The following is a 20,714-nucleotide window of genomic DNA, read 5'->3' on the forward strand; positions in this document are numbered from 1 at the left end:
TTAATTTCTCAGTGAGAATATATGGATTTTATTTTCTGGGGCAGCCATGGTACCCTCCATTTGTTTGGAAGAAATTCTTACCATTTGTTCTTTTTTCTCTGTTGGTAAAGAGCTCAAATACGCATCTGTGGCAGTATTATAAGTTGCCGTGATTTTTGTAGAAGCGGAATTATTGGCACAAAAAGCAACTGCACGTTTCATAGGTTCAGGATCTGCTTCCTTCGTGCTACCATCATCCCCCAAAAACTGCTTTGAAAGTGCATTTATACAGCCAATAAGTTTAGAAACATCACCTGTTGTAATTTCCGTTTCCTTATCAGGAATCATCCTCTGCACAGCAGGTGGAACATCCATATCGTTCAAGTCAAAATCAAAACTTTGTAATCGGTAAGCAGGCCTCGTTCCACAGCTTCTCCGAAACCAATTCGGTAAATTTCCTCCCCATACAATGTTTTATCGTCCATGGAACAAAGAATAGCTTCTGCGTCTGCAGCTTTGCTTTTGGTATTATCACCATATAGCCTTGGGGTGGCAGTGATGTAAAGCCGTTTTTTTAGCTTTAATAAACTCTCCATCATGAACTTTAGTGAATGCTGATTCATCTTCACCTGCCAAGAAAACACCTGTCGTTCGATGGGCTTCATCATAAACAATTAAGTCAAATTCAGGAAAACCATTTTTGAGTAATACTTTTTGCGCTCTTGCAATAACATCGATGGATTGATAAGTCGAAAAAACAACTGTCATTCCTTGATACCCTTTTCTTTTAATTTGTTCAAACTGGTGCAAAATAAATGAGGAGTCTAAAGAGATTTTCTAGCGGGATGCAGGAAGTCCTTTTTCAATTGACATATATCTAGATTTTTTTTCTAAAATGAAATTGGGCTTAACGCTTAATATGGGTTTTTTCACTGATTAAAGCCTACTTTATCTTTAATAGCAGTAGTAAGAAAAAATTAACACAAAGATTTTCATCCTATTTTAAGTTATCTCTATAACCTTAGGCGGAAAAACTGGCTATTTTTTATATTTTCGACTTTAGGATTTTACCTCTTGATTGAATCAGATTTAGAATCTAGTGATTGCTTGCTCGATCTTTAATCCATATCCAATCTTCCACTTTTCCAGAAATCGAATACATCTAAATGACCAAAGAATATCAGATAGAAGCAAATCTAATCAAGCAGCTAATAGGTCTGAAATATACCCATCGTCCTGATATTGTCGATAGGAAGTCGCTTGAACAGAATTTCAAAACCAAGTTTGAGACGCTGAATCGGGTTCATTTGACCGATAGTGAATTTTTGCGATTACGTGAAGAAATCATTGAACCTGATGTATTCAAAGCTTCCAAAAAATTAAGAGAACAGCAATTCTTCCAACGTGAAGACGGCACTCCATTGCATTATACTTTAGTGAATAATAAAGATTGGTGCAAGAATGACTTTGAGGTGATCAGTCAGTTGCGGATGAATACTGAGAATAGCAACCAACGCTATGACATCCTTCTATTGATTAATGGCTTGCCACTGGTTCAGGTAGAATTGAAAAGACTGGATATATCACCACGAAAAGCCATGCAGCAAATCGTGGATTATAAAACCGAAGCTGGCAATGGGTATGGCAATTCGCTGATGTGCTACATGCAAATGTTTATTGTCAGCAACCGTTCCAATACCATTTATTTTGCCAACAACAAAAAGCAACATTTCCAATTCAATGCACACGAACAGTTCTTACCCATCTATCATTTGGCAGATGAGCAGAATAACAAAATCAAGCATCTGCAAGATTTCACCGATCGATTTCTAAAAAAATGTACGCTGGGTGAAATGATCAGCAAGTATATGGTGCTGGTAGAGACTGAACAGAAGCTTCTGGTGATGCGACCCTATCAAATCTATGCAGTACGAGCTATTAATGATTGCGTCAAGCAGAACCGTGGAAACGGCTTTATTTGGCATACTACAGGAAGCGGCAAAACCCTAACCTCCTTTAAAGCTTCTACCTTACTCAAGGATAATCGGGAGATTGAAAAATGTCTTTTTGTAGTAGATAGAAAAGACCTTGACCGACAAACAAGGGAAGAGTTTAATAAATTTCAGGAAGGTAGTGTGGAGGAAAATACCAATACCGAAACTTTGGTGAAAAGACTGCTTTCTTCTGATTACAAAGACAAGGTAATTGTCACTACCATTCAAAAATTGGGATTGGCATTAGATGGCACGTACAAACGAAACTATAAAGAACGATTAGAACCACTGCGAGAAAAACGAATCGTATTCATTTTTGATGAGTGCCACCGTTCGCAGTTTGGAGAAAATCACAAGGCGATTAAGGAATTTTTCCCTAAAGCTCAACTATTTGGATTTACAGGTACTCCCATTTTTGATGAGAATTCCACAAAAAAAATCCGTGAAGATCAATACGAAACCTACAAAACCACGGAGAGCATATTTGAGAAGCGATTGCATGCCTATACCATTACCCATGCGATAGATGATCGAAATGTACTGAAGTTTCACATAGACTATTTCAAAGGGGAAGGTTCAATTCAGGCAAAATCTGGTGAAGCCATTGCACAACAAGCGGTAGTAGATGCTATTATTACCAAACATGATAAAGCGACCAATCAGCGGAAGTTTAATGCAGTATTGGCTACTGCTTCGATCAATAATGCCATTGAACACTTTCGATTATTTAAGGAAATACAAAAACAAAAACTTGCTGAAAATCCTGATTTTATCCCACTGAATATTGCATGTGTATTTTCCCCACCTGCCGAAGGAAACAAGGATATTATGCAAATCCAAGAGGATTTAGAACAGGAAAAAGAAGATAACAAACAAAATCCAGAAGAGAAAAAAGCTGCATTGAAGGAAATTATATCTGATTATAATTCCCAATTCGACACCAATCACGACATCAATAATTTTGACCTGTACTATCAAGATGTTCAAAGTCGGATCAAAAATCAGAAGTACAGCAATAAAGACTATCCACACAAAAAAAAGATAGATATCACCATTGTAGTGGATATGCTATTGACTGGATTTGACTCGAAATATCTGAACACCTTGTACGTAGATAAGAACCTGAAATACCACGGCTTAATACAGGCGTTTTCCCGCACTAACAGGATCCTAAATGACACAAAACCTTATGGTAACATTCTCGACTTTAGATCCCAGCAGGAAGCAGTAAATCAAGCCATCACGCTCTTCTCTGGTGAAGAAGGAGGTAAGGCCAAAGAAATCTGGATGGTAGACCCTGCACCTGTGGTGATTGATAAATATCGGGAAGCAGTAGAAAAGCTTGCAGATTTCATGCAGGAACATAATTTGGTAAACGAGCCACAGGAAGTATATAATCTGAAAGGAGATGCTGCCCGCATTACTTTTGTAAAAAACTTCAAGGAGGTACAGCGACTGAAAACCCAACTCGACCAATACACCGACTTGGATGAAACGCGGCAAGAAGAAATTGAAAAAATCCTGCCCAAAGAAACCTTGCAGGAGTTCCGTAGCTCGTATTTAGAAACCGCCAAGCAACTACGAGAAATTCAGCAAAAAGGTGGTGAAGATGCACCAGACGATATTCAGCAATTAGATTTTGAGTTTGTGTTGTTTGCTTCAGCGGTAATTGATTATGACTATATCATGGGGTTAATTGCTGATAGCACGCAAAAGAAGCCATCTAAGCAGAAAATGACCAAGGCGCAGGTAATTAGTCTACTGAAATCCAATTCTAACCTGATGGAAGAAGAAGAAGACCTGACGGATTTTATTGAGCAGGTAGATTGGACTACAGGGCAAACAGCCGAAGAACTGAAGCAAAACTTCGAAACCTACAAAGTAGAGAAGTACGACAAAGAACTGGCGGATATTGCTAGTAAGCATGGCTTGCAAACGGCAGAACTCAAAACCTTTGTCGAAAAAATCATAAGCCGAATGATTTTTGACGGGGAAAAGCTCACCGATTTATTGGAGCCGTTGGAATTGAGTTGGAAAGAACGCAGAACCAAAGAACTGGCCTTGATGGAAGACTTGGTGCCACAATTAAAAAAATTAGCCCAAGGGCGTGAAATATCTGGATTAGCTCCTTATGAGTAAAGAAATGAAATTAATGCCTGAATTGCGGTTTCTTGAGTTTGACAGGGCTAGCGAGTGGCAATTACAGCCGTTACGAAAGGTCTTGATTAAGAACTCCAAGAAAAATAAGTCTTTGAAGCACAATTTGGTGCAAAGTGTAAGCAATAAGCATGGGTTTATAAATCAAGAAGATTACTTCGATAATAGAAGAGTTGCAAGCAAGGATACTTCAAATTACTATGTTATAAAAAAAGGTTACTTTGCTTATAATCCATCAAGAATTGATGTTGGCTCCTTAGCCTATCAACATGAGAACATAACTTCAATAATCAGCCCTTTGTATGTCAGCTTTCAAGCGAATTATGAAGAAGTTGATGATATTTTCTTATTGAATTGGTTTTTTTCAAACCAATTTTCGAGTCAACTAATTTTTGAAGGCGGTGTGAGAAATTCATTAAGTTATGAAAACTTAGTTCAGATAAATATTACCCTCCCATCTATACCTGAACAACAAAAAATCGCATCCTGCCTGTCTTCCTTAGATGAGCTGATAGCTGCCCACAAGGACAAGCTGGACGCCCTCAAAGACCACAAAAAAGGCTTGCTGCAAAACCTTTTTCCGCAAGAAGGCGAAACCGCTCCTAAGGTTCGTTTTCCTGAATTTGAAGGTGATGGGGAGTGGGTGGAGAAGAAGTTGGGAAAGATTGCAGAAAACTTAGATTCAAAACGCATTCCGATTACTAGCACAAAAAGAGAGAAAGGTGTTATCCCATACTATGGCGCTTCAGGAATAATCGACTATGTCAAAGATTATATTTTCGATGAAGACTTACTTCTCATATCCGAAGATGGGGCAAACCTAGTAGCCAGAGTTTATCCAATAGCATTTTCAATAACAGGCAAAACATGGGTCAATAATCATGCTCACGTATTGAAATTTGAAAATTGGTTTACCCAAGTATTGGTTGAAATGTATTTGAACTCAAAAAACATTGAAAACTTTTTGACTGGAATGGCTCAGCCAAAATTGAATAGGAAAAAGCTTGATATCATACCAATACCAATTCCGAAAAATCCGAAAGAACAACAGAAAATCGCTACCTGTCTTTCGGCTGTGGATGAACTCATCACCGCCCAGCAGGAGAAAATTGAGCAATTGCAGCTGCATAAAAAGGGATTGATGAAGGGGTTGTTTCCGAAAATTGAAAGTTAAGTGATGGCAGATTTGAACAAAATATACCTGTACCGAATGACGCACATTGCTAATGTGCCACATATTCTGTTGCATGGTATTACGCATAGAAGTTCTGCTAATGCCAATCCAAACTTTACACCCATTGGTGATCCCACATTAATTTCAACGCGCGATGCATTTTTGTTGGATAATGGCAGGACACTTGGTGAGTATATTCCCTTTTACTTTGGCCCAAGAATGCCAATGCTGTATGTTATTCAGAAAGGCTTCAACGGAGTCGCTGTTACCAATGCACAAGACATTGTTTATTGTGTAACTTCAGTACAGAAAGTTATGGATACCAATCAGGAGTTTGTTTACACGAATGGTCACGCTGTTGATTCATTTTCTTCACAATTTGAACCGCCTGATGTATCAGATATTGATAATCAAGTAGATTTTCAAGCAGTGAACGTAAGAGATTGGAAAAGCCCAACCGATCTGGATTTGAAGAGACGAATGCAAGCGGAGTTTCTGCTTTTGGGAGATTTACCCATTGCTTCTGTTTTAGGTTTTGTGGTAAGAAATGAAGCAGCAAAAAACCAGCTGATGGGACTCGGAGTGACAGAGCAACAAATACGAATTAGATCAAACGCATATTTTTAAATCATGATAAAATATTTAACAGGAAACATTCTAGATAGCACGGCACAGGCCCTTGTTAACACTGTAAACACGGTTGGTGTGATGGGAAAAGGTATTGCCTTGCAGTTCAAAAACCAGTTTCCGAACAATTACAAGATTTACAAGGAAGCTTGTGAGAATAAGGAACTCAAGATTGGTCACTTATTGGTCACCGAAGAAGAATCCCTTCTATCAGGAAAAAAATTCATCATCAACTTCCCCACAAAAACGCATTGGCGTTATCCTTCAGAATATGAGTATATCGAAAAGGGCTTAAAAGCTTTAGTAGATGTTATTCAAGAAAAGAAAATTAAATCCATTGCAATTCCTCCATTAGGTTCAGGTAACGGTGGTTTAGATTGGACTAAAGTGAGAACCATGATAGAAACCAAATTGCAAGGACTTGGTTGCGAGATTTTCTTGTATCAACCCACATATGCTATTAAAGAAACATTAAAGAAGGAGCGCGTAAAACTCACACCTGCTCGAGCTATGATGCTTTCCGTATTATATGACTTGGTGCGTAATGGAGAGTTCGTTTCTGAGTTTGCTTCGGAAAAAGTTGCTTACTTTCTTCAGCGATTCGGTGCAAAAGATGCCTTCAAACTTGAGTTCAAACCTAATTTCTATGGCCCGTACTCTGGTAAGGTAAGGCATGTTCTCTATCATCTTAATGGTAGCTATGTGATGGGGTATAGCTCAAAAGACAAAAAGCCATTTGAAGAATTGAGCTTAATCATGGATGCAGAAGAAGATGTGCGAGCTTTTCTTGAGTTGCCCGAAAATCGGTCATACAACGAAATTGTAACTAAGACAAAAAAGTTTCTTTCTGGTTACTATTCGCCCTTCGGTTTGGAGTTATTGTCAACCATTGATTTCATTAAATCAGAGAAAGGAAAGGAAAAAGAATCTGAAATTTTGAATGAATTAGAAACGTGGAGTGATCGCAAGCGATCCTTGTTCGCCAATCCTTTATTTGTTTCAAAAGCATTGAATAACATCAATCAGCAATTAGCTTAGTTCAATGACACAAAAAGACCAAGATAGATTGGGTAAAACCCTTTGGAACATAGCAGATGATTTGCGTGGTTCCATGAATGCGGATCAGTTTCGTGATTACATGCTTTCCTTTTTGTTTTTGCGCTACCTCTCAGCCAACTACGAAGAATCAGCTAAAAAGGAATTGGGTTCAGATTATCCCATGCTGGCAGAAGATGATGGACGTACTGCCTTAGCCATCTGGTATGCCGACAATGAAGAAGATATTTCTGAATTTGAAAAGCAGATGCGTAGAAAGGTGCATTACGTCATCAAGCCAGATCATCTGTGGAGTAATATCACCGAATTGGCAAGAACGCAAAGCTCTGATTTGCTCATCACTTTGGAAGAAGGTTTCCGCTACATTGAAAACGAATCCTTTGATAATTCTTTTCAAGGTTTGTTCTCTGAAATCAACCTGAATTCAGAAAAGTTAGGCAGAACTCCATCTGATAGAAATAAAAAGCTTTGCACGATTATTCAGAAGATATCAGAAGGTATATCGGAGTTTTCTACTGACACAGATACTTTAGGTGATGCATATGAATATTTGATTGGTCAGTTTGCCGCAGGGTCAGGGAAAAAAGCAGGTGAGTTTTATACGCCTCAACAAATATCTACTATTCTATCAGAAATTGTCACCTTGGATAGTCAAGACCCTTCCACAGGTAAAAAAGGTAAATTGGATAATGTATTGGACTTTGCTTGTGGTTCAGGTTCCCTACTGCTAAATGTACGGAAACGCATCAAAGACAATGGAGGCACGGTAGGGAAAATATACGGGCAGGAGAACAACATCACTACATATAACTTAGCTCGAATGAACATGCTACTGCATGGTATGAAAGATACCGAGTTTGAAATATATCATGGTGATACCTTAAAAAATCAGTGGGATATCCTGAATGAGATGAACCCAGCTAGGAAAACAGAATTTGATGCGATAGTCGCTAATCCACCATTTAGTTTGCGTTGGGAACCTAATGAAGCCATGGGCGAAGATTTTCGATTTAAAAGCTATGGATTAGCCCCTAAATCAGCAGCGGATTTTGCTTTCCTATTACATGGCTTCCATTTCCTGAGCAATGAGGGCACAATGGCTATCATCCTTCCTCATGGGGTTCTTTTCCGTGGAGGACAAGAAGAAAAGATCAGAACCAAGCTATTAAAGGATAATAACATTGATGCAGTTATTGGTCTTCCATCTAACCTATTCTACTCTACAGGGATACCTGTTTGTGTTCTGGTATTGAAAAAATGTAAGAAAGAAGATGATGTGCTCTTCATCAATGGCAGTGAGCATTATGTGAAAGGGAAACGACAGAATTCTCTGAATGATGAGAACATCAATACCATTGTAGAAACCTATAAAAATCGCCCTGATGAGGTCGAACGCTATGCCAGAAGAGTTTCTATGGAAGAGATAGAAAAGAACGGCTATAACCTCAATATTTCACGTTATGTGAGTACAGCAGAAGATGAAGTGCAGATTGATTTAAAGCAGGTGAATGAGCGATTGGTTTCTATCAATAAACGGATAGAATTAAAGACCAAAGAACATAATGAATATCTGAAGGAATTGGGATTGGATTTGATTTGATGTATAGAAATTTCAAAAACAATAAATCTGAAATTTTTATGGATAGTATTAGGTTGTAAACCAATATTTTGCTCCCAGAAATCAGTCAGTTTATTGATGAAGGTTTGATTATAGTCTATGAGAAACATTTTCCTCTTACCTATAAATACCTTTAGATGGTTACGAATAGTATTCAGCTTAATAAACATTTTATGCTTGGCTGTTAACTTTTTCACCTCCATGAATTCTTCAAAAAAAGTAAGGATGTCTTTATCCTGTACAGGTTACTCAGCTAGTTTAGTCTTTATTAAATCTACAGTAAGGAATCCAAGTTCCTTTTCCCACTGATATAGCTTTTGTTTCAATTCAAAGAGCTTCTCTTCTAACCTTCTGAAAAGTGACCCTTTTTGAGGATAGGATTTAGAGATTACTCCATTTAACCAGAATTTTTCAGGAATTTCCTCCCCTGTTGGAAGGTACATTCGCTCTCTTTTTCCATCTCTGGAAAAATAGATTTCTATGGCAATCTTTCCAATCCCTGTTTTCTTACTTGGATTTTTTAGGACATATTTTGTTCGGTACATTTTCAGTGGCAATTCAGTGGCAGAACTCACACCTACCCTCTAAATCTACTCATCTTGTAATTTTATTAACCAAAATTGCAATTGAAAAAATTGACCTTACCAATACTCTACTTAGATCATCTAATTTGAGGTGTCAACTTGACTGGACTGCGATTGGCGATGCTATTAAGCCAGTCTAAGATCAATAGCTAAGCCAAGCTGAGGTGTGTCACCCAGCATAGTTTGGTCGAAAACGCAATCGGTGACTAAGCATGTAGACGGTACGGTGTTTCCTTATCTGGACGCGAGTTCGAATCTCACCAGCTCCACCAAAAAAGCCTCTCAAATTTCTTTTGAGAGGATAAGTTCACTATAAGGAAAAGATGGAAATAATTTATCCAAAATACCCAACAGGAAAAGCCCATATTCTTAACCAAATTGGTCTTCCGCTATGCGGAGTTAAAACTAATCCTAAAAGATTTGCCAATACAAAAATAAATTCAAGAGAAATAATGTATCAGAGAATTTACTCTTCTTATAATTTTTGTAAAACATGTATTAAAATATTCCAAAAAATCTAACAATATTAGGATATCCAAAGGATTATTTGCTCACTATTCTCTTAGTAAAAATAAAACCAAAATTATAATTTTTTAAAATATTATCCCCTACCCTCCATTTCATCAAGATCATCTAAATCTCCACCAAAATCCTCATAATCACCATACATCCCATCACTTAAAGAATTAAACAAATCTCTTTTAGACAATGAAAGGTAATATGAATTGTTTCTTTCCGCTTCCTCAATATTATAAAAACTATAATCCAAAGAACTGGAAATAAAATTTTCTAGAAAGTATCTAAAATTACTTTCATCATCAACATATAAAAAAGAAATTGATAAAAAAAGAGAAAATGTCGAATTATATTCTTTTAAACGAAATCTATACTTTAAGAGAAATTTATATAATTTCTCCTTATCATCCAGATTATCTAATATAAATAAATATTTTAAATAATTACGACTATCAACTTCTATCAATACTTTAATATTTGATATAACTCTAAATAATTTTGAAGACACTCTTCGATCCAACCAAGATAAATTAAACGTAATGCCTCTTTTAATTATTTCAAGTTCCCTCCTATAATTTCCCATAATTCTCAAAAAGGCCATTTTTAGTTTAGTGTAATGATCATCCCTTCTATCTTCAAATAGTCTAGGATAATAGAGGTATCTCATTGCTTTTTTGGCATCACCTTTAAACTCTAAATAATAGCATCCAAAAAAATAGTAAAAAGAATAAGCAAATAAGCGTTGTCTTATTCCAATTTGACTGAGAGAAATCATTTTATCATAATCCTTCAAAGCCAAACATAATTCACAAGCTTTCAACAAAGAAAATATATTTCCATTTGTAAAATAAGATTTCTGGTAGTATAATAAAGAAACTTCACGCTCCCTTTGCTTTTCTAAATCATAAGCTAAGGAAAAATAAAAATCCAATTCTTTATTTTCCTTCGCTAAAACTTCTATATCTATAATAGGACCTACTTTATATAAGTCAATTAAATCTAAGCCCCTTCTAATCAAACTATTATTTAGCTCGTATTCATAATATTTAAGAGGGAATCTAGACAATGAACGAACTTTTCCTAAATCTTTATACTTCAGTTTGTTGACAGAAGATGGAAGATCAGATAGTAAAAGGTAAAGTAAATCACTTTCGTTTAATATCTTCCATTCAACATCTCTTAATTCATTTAAAATTGCAAATGCACTTACATATTTTCTCTCTTGAATTAAAAAAAACGAATAAATTAAGTCGATTTCTTTACATTTAAACAAAATATCAACAGCTCCTAACTTCAACTTAAAATTCTCAATCTCACTTACATTAAACGGGTAATACCTAAAACTTATAATCGTATATAAATTCATGATTTTATTACAAGCTCTAAGGTATTTATTGTAATGGTGATTTAAAGATTCTAAAAGATCCTTTTTGGCATTAATAATAAATAACGGTTCTTTCTGATTCTCCATATTTTTTATTTTAAAAACCTCCTAGGTACGCAGCTTTCCTTACAAAAACCACTTTGGTAAAAAGCCCCCTTAGCTTCCTCTTGTTTGCGATAGTGGTAATTACTCGTGCTAAACCAAATACATTTTCGAATATAACACTCTTCTGCTTCAAATTCATCAATCAGAATTAGCAGCGCCTTATGCTCTTTTTCCTCATTCCAATATATCAACTCAGTGATTCGCTCATCAATTACTTGAGGCACTTCAAACTGATTCCACTCTTCAGCCATAGTGATTTTGGCTTCAAGCTCACTATCTTCTATCTTGGGTTTCACCAGTAAATCCTTCATCAAAAAACTCTTTTAAACTGATATCTAATCCTTTCAATATTTTAAGCAAACTGCTGAATTTCAGGTCTTCTCTATTTTTAAATCCGCTATAATCACTCTGTAAGGAAACCGAAAATTACGTGTTCTCCAGTGAAGAATTGCATAAGTCGTATTACTTGCGAAATATTGTGAGTTGGTATTGAATAATATACCAACTCACAATAAAAATTAATTATATCAAAACTCAATAAGCAGCATACGTAGCCACAATTAATCCTAACCAAATTCCAGATGCAATTCCATAAGATTTCCAAACTTTCTTTTTCTTTGTTTTTGCAGCTTGGTCAGTGTAACCTTTTCGATAATTTGGATCTTTCATTAGTTCAAAATTTGGGGTATTAAGATTTCCTTCATCAGGTTCTGAAGAAGAAATAATTGCAGCTGGAATCAACCCAATTACTGGCCCAAAAAGAATAGCAGTAGCAGCAACTCCACCTCTACCAGAGTTTTGTCCTTTATAGTTCATCATTGCATCTTGCCGCCCTTTTTCGACTAACTCATATAAATTATCTGAACCTGATGCATTAGATTTTTTTTGATCAAACACATCTCGAGTCCCGTTTTCATATTGTACCATCAAGACATCAGATATAAGAATGGTAAAAGTAGGCCCTGATTGATTATCAAATTTTTTATACTTTATTTCATTTGGAGTCACCTCAAGTATTTTGGTTTGAATATCAGTACCATCCCTTTTGGTAATTACATCTTGAGAAAAACTTTCAAAATAAAATAAGCATGTAGCGATTAAAATGAAAGATTTAAATACTGTTTTCATAGTTAATTTGGTTAAAAAGGTTGAATTAGAATTATTTAGAATTTAAAGTTAGGAAGCAGATTAATAAAAAAAATACCCTATACAGGGTATTTTCAAAATTTAAATATGCTTTTAATCATATTTTTAATTTAAAAAAGAATATTACCAAAGATTTTTATCCCGTATATTTTAGTTTAAAATATAGAATTTCTCTAGCTTATTAAATTCTTTGGTTTTGAATTCATCAGCTATCTCCACATACTTCTGAAGAGTAGACAGCTTCCTATGCCCAGTAATCTTTTGGATTACGGGTAAAGGAATCCCAGCTAATATGGCATTGGTAATAAAGGTTCTCCTTCCTGTATGACTTGCAATCAGCTGATGTTTGGGAAAGGTCAGGTACTTCTTCACACCCTTTTCATACCGAACTATCTCTATCTGGTCTGTAATTCCAGCTTGCTTGCAGAGACCCTTGACATAGTCATTGAATTTCTGATTGGAAATTTTGAGTGGGGTTAGATCATACTCATACTTCACCAATACCTCTTTTAAATGGGTGTGGATGGGAATAGATACTTTTTCACCTGTCTTCTGGGTATTGATAAATAGAAACTCACCTCTCACCCAGCTTTTTCTTATCCTGACTGCATCTCCAAACCTGAGACCTGTAAAGATGAGTACAAGGAATAAATCCTTCACTTTGGATTCTGAAATAGTCTTTGGGACATATTGAATCAGCTTTACCGCTTCATCCTTGGTTAGTACTATTGTATTGGTTTCAACCATTCTAGGATATTGGAATTCCTTGTAGAATTCATTTTCTAGAAGGCATTCTTTTCTGAGGTAATTCATAAACAACAGAATAAACCTGAAATTCTTGTGGATAGTATTTGGCTGTAAGCCTACCTTCTGCTCCCAATAATGTGTTAACTTATTAATGAAGATCTGATTGTATTCAACAAGGTACATTCTCCTTCTTCCTAGAAAGACTTTTAGATGATTCCTGATGGTATTGAGCTTAATAACCATTTTATGCTTGGCTGTCAGCTTCTTTACCTCCATAAATTCATCAAACAACGTAAGAATATCTCTTTCTTGGACAGGTTTCTCAGCTAGTTTGTTTTTTATTAAATCTACCGTGAGATAGCCAAGCTCTTGTTCCCATTGATAGAGCTGTTGTTTTACTTCAAAGAGTTTCTGTTCCAGCCTTTGAATAAGTTGTTTTTTGTGAGGATAGGACTTAGAGACTACTCCATTTAACCAGAATTTTTCAGGAATTTCCTCCCCTGTTGGAAGGTACATTCGCTCTCTTTTTCCATCTCTTGAGAAATAGACTTCTATTGAGATCTTACCTACTCCAGTTTTCTTACTCGGATTTTTTAGGATAAATTTTGTTCGGTACATTTTCAGTGGCAATTCAGTGGCAGAACTCACTGATACCCTCTAAATCAACTCATCTTGTAATTTTATTAACCAAAAATGCAATTGATAAAATCTACCTTACCTATACTCTACTTAGCAACTCTAATTTGAGGTGTCGACTTGACTGGACTGCGGCCTGCGATGCGATTAAGCAGGCTTAAGTTCTAATCGCTAAGCCAAACTTAGGTGTGTCACCCAGCATAGTTTGGTCGAAAACCCAATCGGTGACTAAGCATGTAGACGGTACGGTGTTTCCTTATCTGGACGCGAGTTCGAATCTCGCCAGCTCCACCAAAAAAAGCCTCTCAGATTTTGTCTGAGAGGCTTTTCTTTTGATCAAAAACTATTACCCATTCCCCCTCAATATTTCCATTGGAGGCTGATTAATGATTCTTCGACCATTCAACCAACCAAGAATGATGGTCAATCCTGTAATTGCCAAATAAAGCACCAGACCAGCTCCCCAAGCAGGACGGAAACTCATTTCAAAAACAAAGGAACTTAAAAGCCAAGTAGCGACAAAGGATAAAATAATCCCTGATAGAGAGGCTAAGGAACCTAGAAAGAAATATTCCATCGTATTGATTTTTCGGACAGTGGAAGAACTTGCTCCCAAAGTCCTTAAAAGAATACTCTCCCTCATCCGCTGATACTTACTGATGATTAGTGAACTAATCAAGACCAAAATGCCCGTAGCAATACTAAAGAAAGCCATGAACTGAATCACAAAACTGATTTTATTGAGAATATCTTCCAAGGTCTCTACAATAGCTCCCAAATTAACCACCGAAATATTCGGAAACTCTCTCACAATCTCAGCTTGTACATCCGCTGACTCCCTGTCATTTTTGGTTTTGGTGATAATGACATGGAATTTTGGTGCTTGCTCCAGGACTCCTGTTGGGAATAAAACCAGAAAATTGGTGGAAACCTGATTGAATTTCACATCCCTGAAACTCCCAATATAGGTTTTGATGGGTCTCCCCTGCACGTTGAACTCTATCTCATCCCCGATTTTCAGATTATTTCCTTCGGCAAAATCTCTGGCGAAACTCACAAATATAGAATCTCCCCTAGTTCCGGTTGGGATTAACTCCCCCTGCGCCAATGTCTCAGAAGATATTAAGGTATCCCTGTAGGTAACTCTAAACTCCCGATTGTATAACCATCTGGAATAATCTTCTTCCTCCGACAATTCCTCGTTTTCCTGCTTATCAATCCCATTAATTTCATTGAGCTGCATGGTCACAATTGGTACATCCTGCAGAATCCTCAAACCCCTGTCGGTCAGTTTGCTTTTCACATTCTCCAATTGAGGGGTTTGAATGTCAAACATCAGCATATTGGGCTGATCTTCTTTATCGGCAAACTTGGCTTCCTCCAATAGTTGGTTTTGTAGGAAAAACAAGGTACTAATCATAGCAGTCCCCAAGCCTATAGTAGCAATCAGAGATATAGTCTGATTATTGGGTCTATATAGGTTGGCTAAAGCTTGCCTTAAAGTATATCTCAATGATATCGGAAGAAATTTCCGTACTGCCCACATGATCAATTGTCCCACAGCCCAGAGAATCCCGAAAGCAAAGACCACAAAACCCGAGAAACCAAAGGCTAATTGCACCGACTTCAGCAGGTAAAAACTGAATCCCCAGATGAAAAGTAAAATTCCTATGATCACTAACCATCTCAAAGGATCTTTCAACAGCCTAGAATCTGCAATTTCAGGTCTTAATGTTGCCATTGGGGAAACATTTCGAACTTTCAGTAAAGGGAGCATGGCAAATAGCACAGAAACAAAAAGCCCCGTGATTATCCCGAATCCTACTGAAAGCCAAGAGACTCCGACCGTGACCTCTACAGGAAGAAAATCAGCAAAAACCGCGGGAAGTACAAATTGAAGCAGTGTACCTAAAAAGGCACCTAAAACTGCTCCTACTAGCCCCATGATTTTGATTTCAAAGAGATAGATATATAGTGCATCCCTAGAGGAAACTCCCAAACATCTCAAAACTGCCACTGAAGCTAGTTTCTCTTTAACAAACACATTGACAGCAGAGGCTACACCAACACAGCCCAGCAAAAGAGCAATAAATGCGACTAAAGAAAGGAAGTTGGAAAGATTACCAAAAGACCTTCCCGTGGATCTTTTTCGGTCCTCCACAGTATCCGCATCTACACGATCTATTTCCCATTGTTCATTGTAAGGTTCAATCAGCGCCTCTACATCCGTCCCTTCAGTAAACTGAAAATATCTATTATACTCGACCCGGCTTCCATATTGAACCAATCCAGTTTCTTCCAAATACTCCAAAGGAATATAGACAGCAGGAGCAACGGTAGCCGTGATTCCAGTTTGGCCGGGTACTTTTTGAAGTTCGCCGGCAATCTCAAATTCTACTTCTCCTATTTTAATCAAGTCACCAACTTCAGCGTTGAACTGCGCCATGAGCGTTTTTTCAACCAAGGCTTTCTTCCCTCCAGAGCGAAAATCGGCATCTCCTTCTGCGGGAACGGTTTCTAGAAATCCATAAAAGGGGAAAGCTCCTTCCAAGGCTCTAACCTGAGTGAGCCTACTGGCACCAGTCTGAGGGAAGGCAACCATGGAGGCAAAATTAACTTCAGATGCTGTTTGGGTTGCAATGGAATCAATTGGCTGGTCACCTATCGGTTTGCTATTTTCCAAAACCAAATCGGCTCCCAAAAGCTCTTTGGCCTGATTGTCAATATCCTGGGTAAGATTTTCTCCAAAAGAACTAATAGCCACAAGCGCCGCTATTCCAACTACAATGGAGGAAACGAACAAGAGTAATCGGGAGATGTTTTTCCGGAAATCCCGGAAAGCCATCTTTATTATCCATCCAAAATCAGGCATTTGCATCCTCCTGTATCTTTCCGCCCTTGATATGAATGATTCGCTGCGTTTTTCCGGCAAGTTCCAAATCGTGGGTCACAAGCACTAAAGTGGTGCCTTTTTCTGTATTGAGATCAAAAATCAACTTTTCTATCATCTCCCCGGTTTCTGTGTCCAAGTTTCCAGTAGGCTCATCTGCGAAAAGTATTTTAGGTTCATTTGCAAAAGCCCTAGCGATTGAGACCCGCTGCTGCTCACCACCTGATAGCTGGGTAGGATAATGAGTTGCTCGATCTTTCAAGCCTACTTTTTCTAACAGCTCCATTGCCTTTCCCCGGGCGTCCTTTCGCTTTTTGAGCTCCAGAGGAACCATTACATTTTCCAAGGCAGTCAGGGTTGGCAACAATTGAAAATTTTGAAATATAAAACCCACATCTTGACTTCTTACAGCAGCTCTTTGATCTTCCGAGAGACTTTCCAGAGCTTTTCCATTGAGAACAACAGATCCAGTTGATGAGGAATCCAAACCAGCACAAAGCCCCAATAATGTTGTTTTTCCACTACCGGATGGCCCAACAATAGCGATGGTTTCTCCGGAATTGATATCAAAATTTACTTGGTCCAAAACAGTCAGCTTTCGACTTCCGCTTTGGTAGGTTTTACACAAATTCTTAATTGAAAGTATGGTCATAGAGTTGGATGATGAAACGGGTATAAACTAGTAAAACGATCCTAAAAGATCCTTTGTTAAAATAAAATGGATTTCAACAGAGTGATTTCTAAGTTAAAATAAAAGCAGGGATATACTTGAGATAAACTGCTGATTGGTAATATTTGGTTCCGAACTGTTAAAATCTGCTTAATTATCAGCCTTGGGTAGTTTTTCCTTTGCTGGCGCGAACTTTTTTCTTTGAAATGCCTTAATTAGAACAAGTAAACTGATCTATGAAAAAATTAAACTTCTTATTCCTGAGTATTATAATCTTTGGAAGCTTTGCCTTTTTCTCCTGTTCGGAATCGAAACAAACCCAAAAGGTGGACGATATCGAGTCAGCCCAAAATGAATTACAACAAGAGGATAAAAAAACCATTCTATTCTTTGGAAACAGCCTGACAGCTGGATATGGGATAGACCAAGAAGATGCATTCGCCGGATTGGTACAAAAACGGATAGATAGTCTCAATCTAAATTATAAAGTAATCAATGGAGGACTGAGTGGAGAAACTACCGCAGGAGGCTTGAGCAGATTAGATTGGTTTTTGGAAGATCAGCCTGAAATCTTCATCCTGGAACTTGGAGGTAATGACGGTTTGAGAGGGATTCAACTGAGTGAGACCAAGAGTAACTTAAATGCAATTATAGATAAGGTCAGGGAAAAATACCCTCAAACCAAAATCATCCTCGCTGGCATGCAGATTCCACCTAATATGGGTCAGGAATACACCAAAGAATTTCAGGAAATCTATCCTGCGGTTGCCAAAGAAAAAAATGTAACCCTTATTCCATTCCTATTGGAAGGAGTAGCCGGAAATCCAGACTTGAATCTTCCAGATGGAATTCACCCTACCGAAGAAGGACATCAAATAGTATTTGAAACAGTATGGCCTTTTATTCAATCAATTATTGATTAATTGCTTTAACTGGAAATAAAACGAATTTCAGTTTTGGTTTTCGCGAACTACTTTACAAGGATTTCCAAAGGCGATTACTCCATCCGGAATGTCTTTAGTCACTACGCTTCCAGCGCCAATGAGGCTACCACTACCTATTTTGATATTGTTGGAAATCACTGCACCAGAACCTATCACTGTTCCTTCCCCAACCTCAACAAAGCCAGAAACAACTGCACCTGGGTTAATGCAAACAAAATCATGAAGGATAGAATGATGTCCAATGGATGCAGAGCGTTTGATTGTCACTCCGAATTTTAACTGAACCAAAGAAGAAATAACAGTCAATGGTTCGACGAATGCTCCCATTCCAACTTTTGCAGATTGCGCCATGTAGGAAGTGGGATGGATTAGACTAACATAGCTTGATTTATCAATCCCATATTTGCTGTTGAAATGATCAAAAAGGATCTTTTTTGCAGGGCAATTATGAACCCCAAATTGAACTGACCGGCTGCCTATTTTAGAGAAATCAAAATCCCTTTCTGAAAGAAAGCTTATTGAGAATCCGGATTTTTCTAATTCAATATCAGGTAGATCGAAGTTCTTAATTACTATAAACTTTTCAACTCCTAACACTTCTGTGGCTTGATCAACCAAGATCGGGATCCCTCCATTACTATGACCAAGTATAATCAGTTGTTTCATATCAAACCTTCTTTAGAAATCAAATTATTCATTTCAAGATTTAATGAAGTTGACATAATATCTTCTTAATTGATATAACATAGACCGGAGAAAATGAATAGGGTCTTTATGCAAATAGTAAAATAGAAGCCAATTAATCCTATACATTTCCAAATGGTTCTTCTTTTTTGAAGCTGACCTAAAAATCCCTCTTTGGTTGTTCACATAGCAGGAAGTAACTTTTGGGATAAAGATGGTATTTCCTCGAAGCTTGTAAAAAGTAAAAATGAGCATATCTAGATAGGAGGATTTTTCCAAAACCTTCTTTTGATGTAAAATATGCATTTCATTCCTCATCATCCAACTACTTATATGTCCCATATAGTTTTTTTTGCGTAATTGGGAAGGTGTAAAAATCGTGAAATTTGAGGGGAGATCCATTATATGGTCTTTCTCATCCCCCTCAATTAAGGTATTGGTGATACATATCGAGGCATCCGGATACTTTTCCATTACCTCTACTTGCATTTGTAGCTTTTTTGGGTCCGTCCAAAAATCATCTCCATCACAAATACAAACATATTTGCCTCTTGCTTCTCGATGAAGGGCCATATGGTTGTATTTTCCTTTCCACTTTCCTTTCCTACGGGCTTTTTCCTTCTCATCTCTAAGAAACAACCTAATTTTATTCGGGTACCGATCAGCTAAGGCAATACAGATTTCACGTGTTCGATCTGTGCTACAATCTTCTCCTACACAAATCTCATAATCAAAACTTGTTTCCTGTCTTAAGATACTTTCAAGGCATTTTTCGATAAAAGGCTCATGCTGAAATGCAGGAACACAGACCGAAACAAGAGGGATTAGTTGGTTAATTTGTTTATCTTCTCCTAAATATTCCACTATTAATTAATTGGAAGAAACTGGTAAATTAATTTTCTCCAATTTCTTTTTATTAAAAAAACCTATTTTTCTCAAAGTTTCTGAGGTTAGAAGTTCCCTTCCGTGGATTAAGATTAAGTCGTGAATTCGCCTAACCAGCTCTAAATTAGTACAATGGCGTGTTCTTTTTTCATCCCACCAAATATTATCCTCTAATCCTATCCTAACACCGTAGCCTTGAGCAATAGCTATAGAATTAACCGCCAATTGGTGTTCTCCCAGTCCTCCTAAAGAAAAAATATGACTCTCAGGGATTTCCTGAATCGCTGTTCCAATTTGGATTAAACTTGGTTGAAAACCAGCAATATTTCCAAAAAGCAAATTCCAATAAAAGGGTCCTTTTAATATGCCTTTTTTTATTAAATATTTTCCATAATTGATCATCCCTAAGTCAAAGCACTCCAATTCAGGAACAACACCATTATCTACCATTTTTTCTGCTAAGGCAATTATCATATCTGGGTCATTAACTGAAGCTTGCTTCAAAAAATTTAAAGAAGAAAGTGTTAATGAACACATATCTGGCTGAAGCTCTATTACCTCAGACCTTTTTTCAAACTCGCTGAAATTCCTGCCTGAACTACTGCCACAAATTATAAGTTTCGGACAATGCTTTCTTACCCCCTCAAAAATATCCCTATAAGTTGTCTTTTTATAAGTAGGAGTACCCTCTTCATCCCTTGCATGCAAATGGGCAATAGTAATACCTAACTCGTAAGCTTCATGAGTCTGTTCTATTATTTCTTGGGGAGAAATTGGCACATGTGGTGTGATTGATTTTTGTGGGACCATTCCAGTCGGACAAAAATTAATTAGAATTTGATTCTTCATTAATACACAATGCTATTTAGTTGATGGTTAATCAAAATTATAATTTTATTGAAATTATCTGAAATCCAA

At 37.1% G+C, this 20,714-nt stretch carries 18 protein-coding genes and 1 pseudogene; 6 read left to right on the plus strand and 13 right to left on the minus strand.

The window, feature by feature from the left end; translation table 11 throughout:
* A complete protein-coding gene (locus B2906_RS16060; RefSeq protein ID WP_286941704.1) occupies positions 1 to 354 on the minus strand; it encodes a hypothetical protein in 354 nt (117 codons plus the stop codon).
* 156 nt (positions 355 to 510) lie between these two features.
* Positions 511 to 789, minus strand: a complete 279-nt coding sequence (locus B2906_RS16065; RefSeq protein ID WP_286941705.1) for a DEAD/DEAH box helicase family protein — start codon at positions 787 to 789, stop codon at positions 511 to 513.
* Between the two features lie 356 nt (positions 790 to 1,145).
* Here B2906_RS16065 and B2906_RS16070 point away from each other — a divergent pair, with 356 nt between their 5' ends.
* Genes B2906_RS16070 through B2906_RS16090 form a run of 5 tightly spaced genes read left to right on the plus strand, consistent with a single transcriptional unit; the run spans position 1,146 to position 8,587 of the window.
* Positions 1,146 to 4,112 carry a type I restriction endonuclease subunit R gene (locus tag B2906_RS16070; RefSeq protein ID WP_286941706.1) on the plus strand — a complete coding sequence of 989 codons (2,967 nt, stop codon included), beginning with the start codon at positions 1,146 to 1,148 and terminating at the stop codon, positions 4,110 to 4,112.
* Positions 4,105 to 5,304, plus strand: a complete 1,200-nt coding sequence (locus tag B2906_RS16075) for a restriction endonuclease subunit S (protein ID WP_286941707.1) — start codon at positions 4,105 to 4,107, stop codon at positions 5,302 to 5,304. Before B2906_RS16070 ends, B2906_RS16075 begins: the two co-directional genes overlap by 8 nt.
* 3 nt (positions 5,305 to 5,307) lie before the next feature.
* The gene (gene darT, locus B2906_RS16080) at positions 5,308 to 5,931 is read left to right on the plus strand and encodes a type II toxin-antitoxin system toxin DNA ADP-ribosyl transferase DarT (protein ID WP_286941708.1); all 624 of its coding nucleotides are present in this window, start codon (positions 5,308 to 5,310) and stop codon (positions 5,929 to 5,931) included.
* Between the two features lie 3 nt (positions 5,932 to 5,934).
* Positions 5,935 to 6,969 (plus strand): type II toxin-antitoxin system antitoxin DNA ADP-ribosyl glycohydrolase DarG, encoded by a 1,035-nt coding sequence (gene darG, locus B2906_RS16085; RefSeq protein WP_286941709.1) that lies wholly within the window; start codon positions 5,935 to 5,937, stop codon positions 6,967 to 6,969.
* Positions 6,970 to 6,973: 4 nt separating this feature from the next.
* Positions 6,974 to 8,587, plus strand: a complete 1,614-nt coding sequence (locus B2906_RS16090; RefSeq protein WP_286941710.1) for a type I restriction-modification system subunit M — start codon at positions 6,974 to 6,976, stop codon at positions 8,585 to 8,587.
* A gap of 32 nt (positions 8,588 to 8,619) precedes the next feature.
* On the opposite strand, the pseudogene B2906_RS18985 reads toward B2906_RS16090, so the two are convergent.
* The 8 genes and pseudogenes from B2906_RS18985 to B2906_RS16125 all read right to left on the minus strand — a co-directional run.
* A pseudogene (locus B2906_RS18985) lies at positions 8,620 to 8,832 on the minus strand (phage integrase SAM-like domain-containing protein); the annotation flags it as partial.
* Positions 8,833 to 8,850: 18 nt separating this feature from the next.
* The gene (locus B2906_RS16095) at positions 8,851 to 9,150 is read right to left on the minus strand and encodes a hypothetical protein (protein ID WP_286941711.1); all 300 of its coding nucleotides are present in this window, start codon (positions 9,148 to 9,150) and stop codon (positions 8,851 to 8,853) included.
* 640 nt (positions 9,151 to 9,790) lie between these two features.
* Positions 9,791 to 11,176, minus strand: a complete 1,386-nt coding sequence (locus B2906_RS16100) for a hypothetical protein (RefSeq protein ID WP_286941712.1) — start codon at positions 11,174 to 11,176, stop codon at positions 9,791 to 9,793.
* Positions 11,177 to 11,181: 5 nt separating this feature from the next.
* Positions 11,182 to 11,505: a hypothetical protein gene (locus tag B2906_RS16105; protein ID WP_286941713.1), complete on the minus strand. Its 324-nt coding sequence runs from the start codon at positions 11,503 to 11,505 to the stop codon at positions 11,182 to 11,184.
* Positions 11,506 to 11,728: 223 nt separating this feature from the next.
* The gene (locus tag B2906_RS16110) at positions 11,729 to 12,322 is read right to left on the minus strand and encodes a hypothetical protein (protein ID WP_286941714.1); all 594 of its coding nucleotides are present in this window, start codon (positions 12,320 to 12,322) and stop codon (positions 11,729 to 11,731) included.
* A 168-nt stretch (positions 12,323 to 12,490) separates the two neighbouring features.
* Positions 12,491 to 13,705 (minus strand): tyrosine-type recombinase/integrase, encoded by a 1,215-nt coding sequence (locus B2906_RS16115; protein WP_286941715.1) that lies wholly within the window; start codon positions 13,703 to 13,705, stop codon positions 12,491 to 12,493.
* 364 nt (positions 13,706 to 14,069) lie between these two features.
* Positions 14,070 to 16,595 (minus strand): ABC transporter permease, encoded by a 2,526-nt coding sequence (locus B2906_RS16120; RefSeq protein ID WP_286941716.1) that lies wholly within the window; start codon positions 16,593 to 16,595, stop codon positions 14,070 to 14,072.
* Positions 16,588 to 17,265, minus strand: coding sequence for an ABC transporter ATP-binding protein (locus B2906_RS16125; RefSeq protein ID WP_286941717.1), 678 nt, complete (start codon positions 17,263 to 17,265; stop codon positions 16,588 to 16,590). Before B2906_RS16125 ends, B2906_RS16120 begins: the two co-directional genes overlap by 8 nt.
* Positions 17,266 to 17,519: 254 nt before the next feature.
* On the opposite strand from B2906_RS16125, the gene B2906_RS16130 reads away from it, so the two are divergent.
* The gene (locus B2906_RS16130) at positions 17,520 to 18,206 is read left to right on the plus strand and encodes an arylesterase (RefSeq protein ID WP_286941719.1); all 687 of its coding nucleotides are present in this window, start codon (positions 17,520 to 17,522) and stop codon (positions 18,204 to 18,206) included.
* Positions 18,207 to 18,233: 27 nt separating this feature from the next.
* Here the strand turns inward: B2906_RS16130 and B2906_RS16135 are convergent, their stop codons facing one another.
* Genes B2906_RS16135 through B2906_RS16145 form a run of 3 tightly spaced genes read right to left on the minus strand, consistent with a single transcriptional unit; the run spans position 18,234 to position 20,645 of the window.
* On the minus strand, positions 18,234 to 18,893 hold the full coding sequence (locus B2906_RS16135; protein ID WP_286941721.1) for a hypothetical protein: 660 nt from the start codon (positions 18,891 to 18,893) through the stop codon (positions 18,234 to 18,236).
* Positions 18,894 to 18,926: 33 nt separating this feature from the next.
* Positions 18,927 to 19,775 (minus strand): glycosyltransferase family 2 protein, encoded by an 849-nt coding sequence (locus B2906_RS16140; RefSeq protein WP_286941723.1) that lies wholly within the window; start codon positions 19,773 to 19,775, stop codon positions 18,927 to 18,929.
* A gap of 6 nt (positions 19,776 to 19,781) precedes the next feature.
* Positions 19,782 to 20,645, minus strand: a complete 864-nt coding sequence (locus B2906_RS16145; RefSeq protein WP_286941724.1) for a 3-keto-5-aminohexanoate cleavage protein — start codon at positions 20,643 to 20,645, stop codon at positions 19,782 to 19,784.
* Positions 20,646 to 20,714 lie beyond the last annotated feature (69 nt).

Origin of the sequence: Algoriphagus sp. UBA3586 (genome assembly GCF_002376385.1) — a bacterium.
GTDB lineage: Bacteria > Bacteroidota > Bacteroidia > Cytophagales > Cyclobacteriaceae > Algoriphagus > Algoriphagus ornithinivorans.

Bases quoted from the DNA above. Each gene is read 5' to 3' on its own strand.
- B2906_RS16060 (WP_286941704.1), bottom strand. From the start codon at position 354: ATGGATGTTCCACCTGCTGTGCAGAGGATGATTCCTGATAAGGAAACG.
- B2906_RS16070 (WP_286941706.1), top strand. From the start codon at position 1,146: ATGACCAAAGAATATCAGATAGAAGCAAATCTAATCAAGCAGCTAATA.
- B2906_RS16075 (WP_286941707.1), top strand. From the start codon at position 4,105: ATGAGTAAAGAAATGAAATTAATGCCTGAATTGCGGTTTCTTGAGTTT.
- darT (WP_286941708.1), top strand. From the start codon at position 5,308: ATGGCAGATTTGAACAAAATATACCTGTACCGAATGACGCACATTGCT.
- darG (WP_286941709.1), top strand. From the start codon at position 5,935: ATGATAAAATATTTAACAGGAAACATTCTAGATAGCACGGCACAGGCC.
- B2906_RS16090 (WP_286941710.1), top strand. From the start codon at position 6,974: ATGACACAAAAAGACCAAGATAGATTGGGTAAAACCCTTTGGAACATA.
- B2906_RS16095 (WP_286941711.1), bottom strand. From the start codon at position 9,150: ATGTACCGAACAAAATATGTCCTAAAAAATCCAAGTAAGAAAACAGGG.
- B2906_RS16100 (WP_286941712.1), bottom strand. From the start codon at position 11,176: ATGGAGAATCAGAAAGAACCGTTATTTATTATTAATGCCAAAAAGGAT.
- B2906_RS16105 (WP_286941713.1), bottom strand. From the start codon at position 11,505: ATGAAGGATTTACTGGTGAAACCCAAGATAGAAGATAGTGAGCTTGAA.
- B2906_RS16110 (WP_286941714.1), bottom strand. From the start codon at position 12,322: ATGAAAACAGTATTTAAATCTTTCATTTTAATCGCTACATGCTTATTT.
- B2906_RS16115 (WP_286941715.1), bottom strand. From the start codon at position 13,705: ATGTACCGAACAAAATTTATCCTAAAAAATCCGAGTAAGAAAACTGGA.
- B2906_RS16120 (WP_286941716.1), bottom strand. From the start codon at position 16,595: ATGCCTGATTTTGGATGGATAATAAAGATGGCTTTCCGGGATTTCCGG.
- B2906_RS16125 (WP_286941717.1), bottom strand. From the start codon at position 17,265: ATGACCATACTTTCAATTAAGAATTTGTGTAAAACCTACCAAAGCGGA.
- B2906_RS16130 (WP_286941719.1), top strand. From the start codon at position 17,520: ATGAAAAAATTAAACTTCTTATTCCTGAGTATTATAATCTTTGGAAGC.
- B2906_RS16135 (WP_286941721.1), bottom strand. From the start codon at position 18,893: ATGAAACAACTGATTATACTTGGTCATAGTAATGGAGGGATCCCGATC.
- B2906_RS16145 (WP_286941724.1), bottom strand. From the start codon at position 20,645: ATGAAGAATCAAATTCTAATTAATTTTTGTCCGACTGGAATGGTCCCA.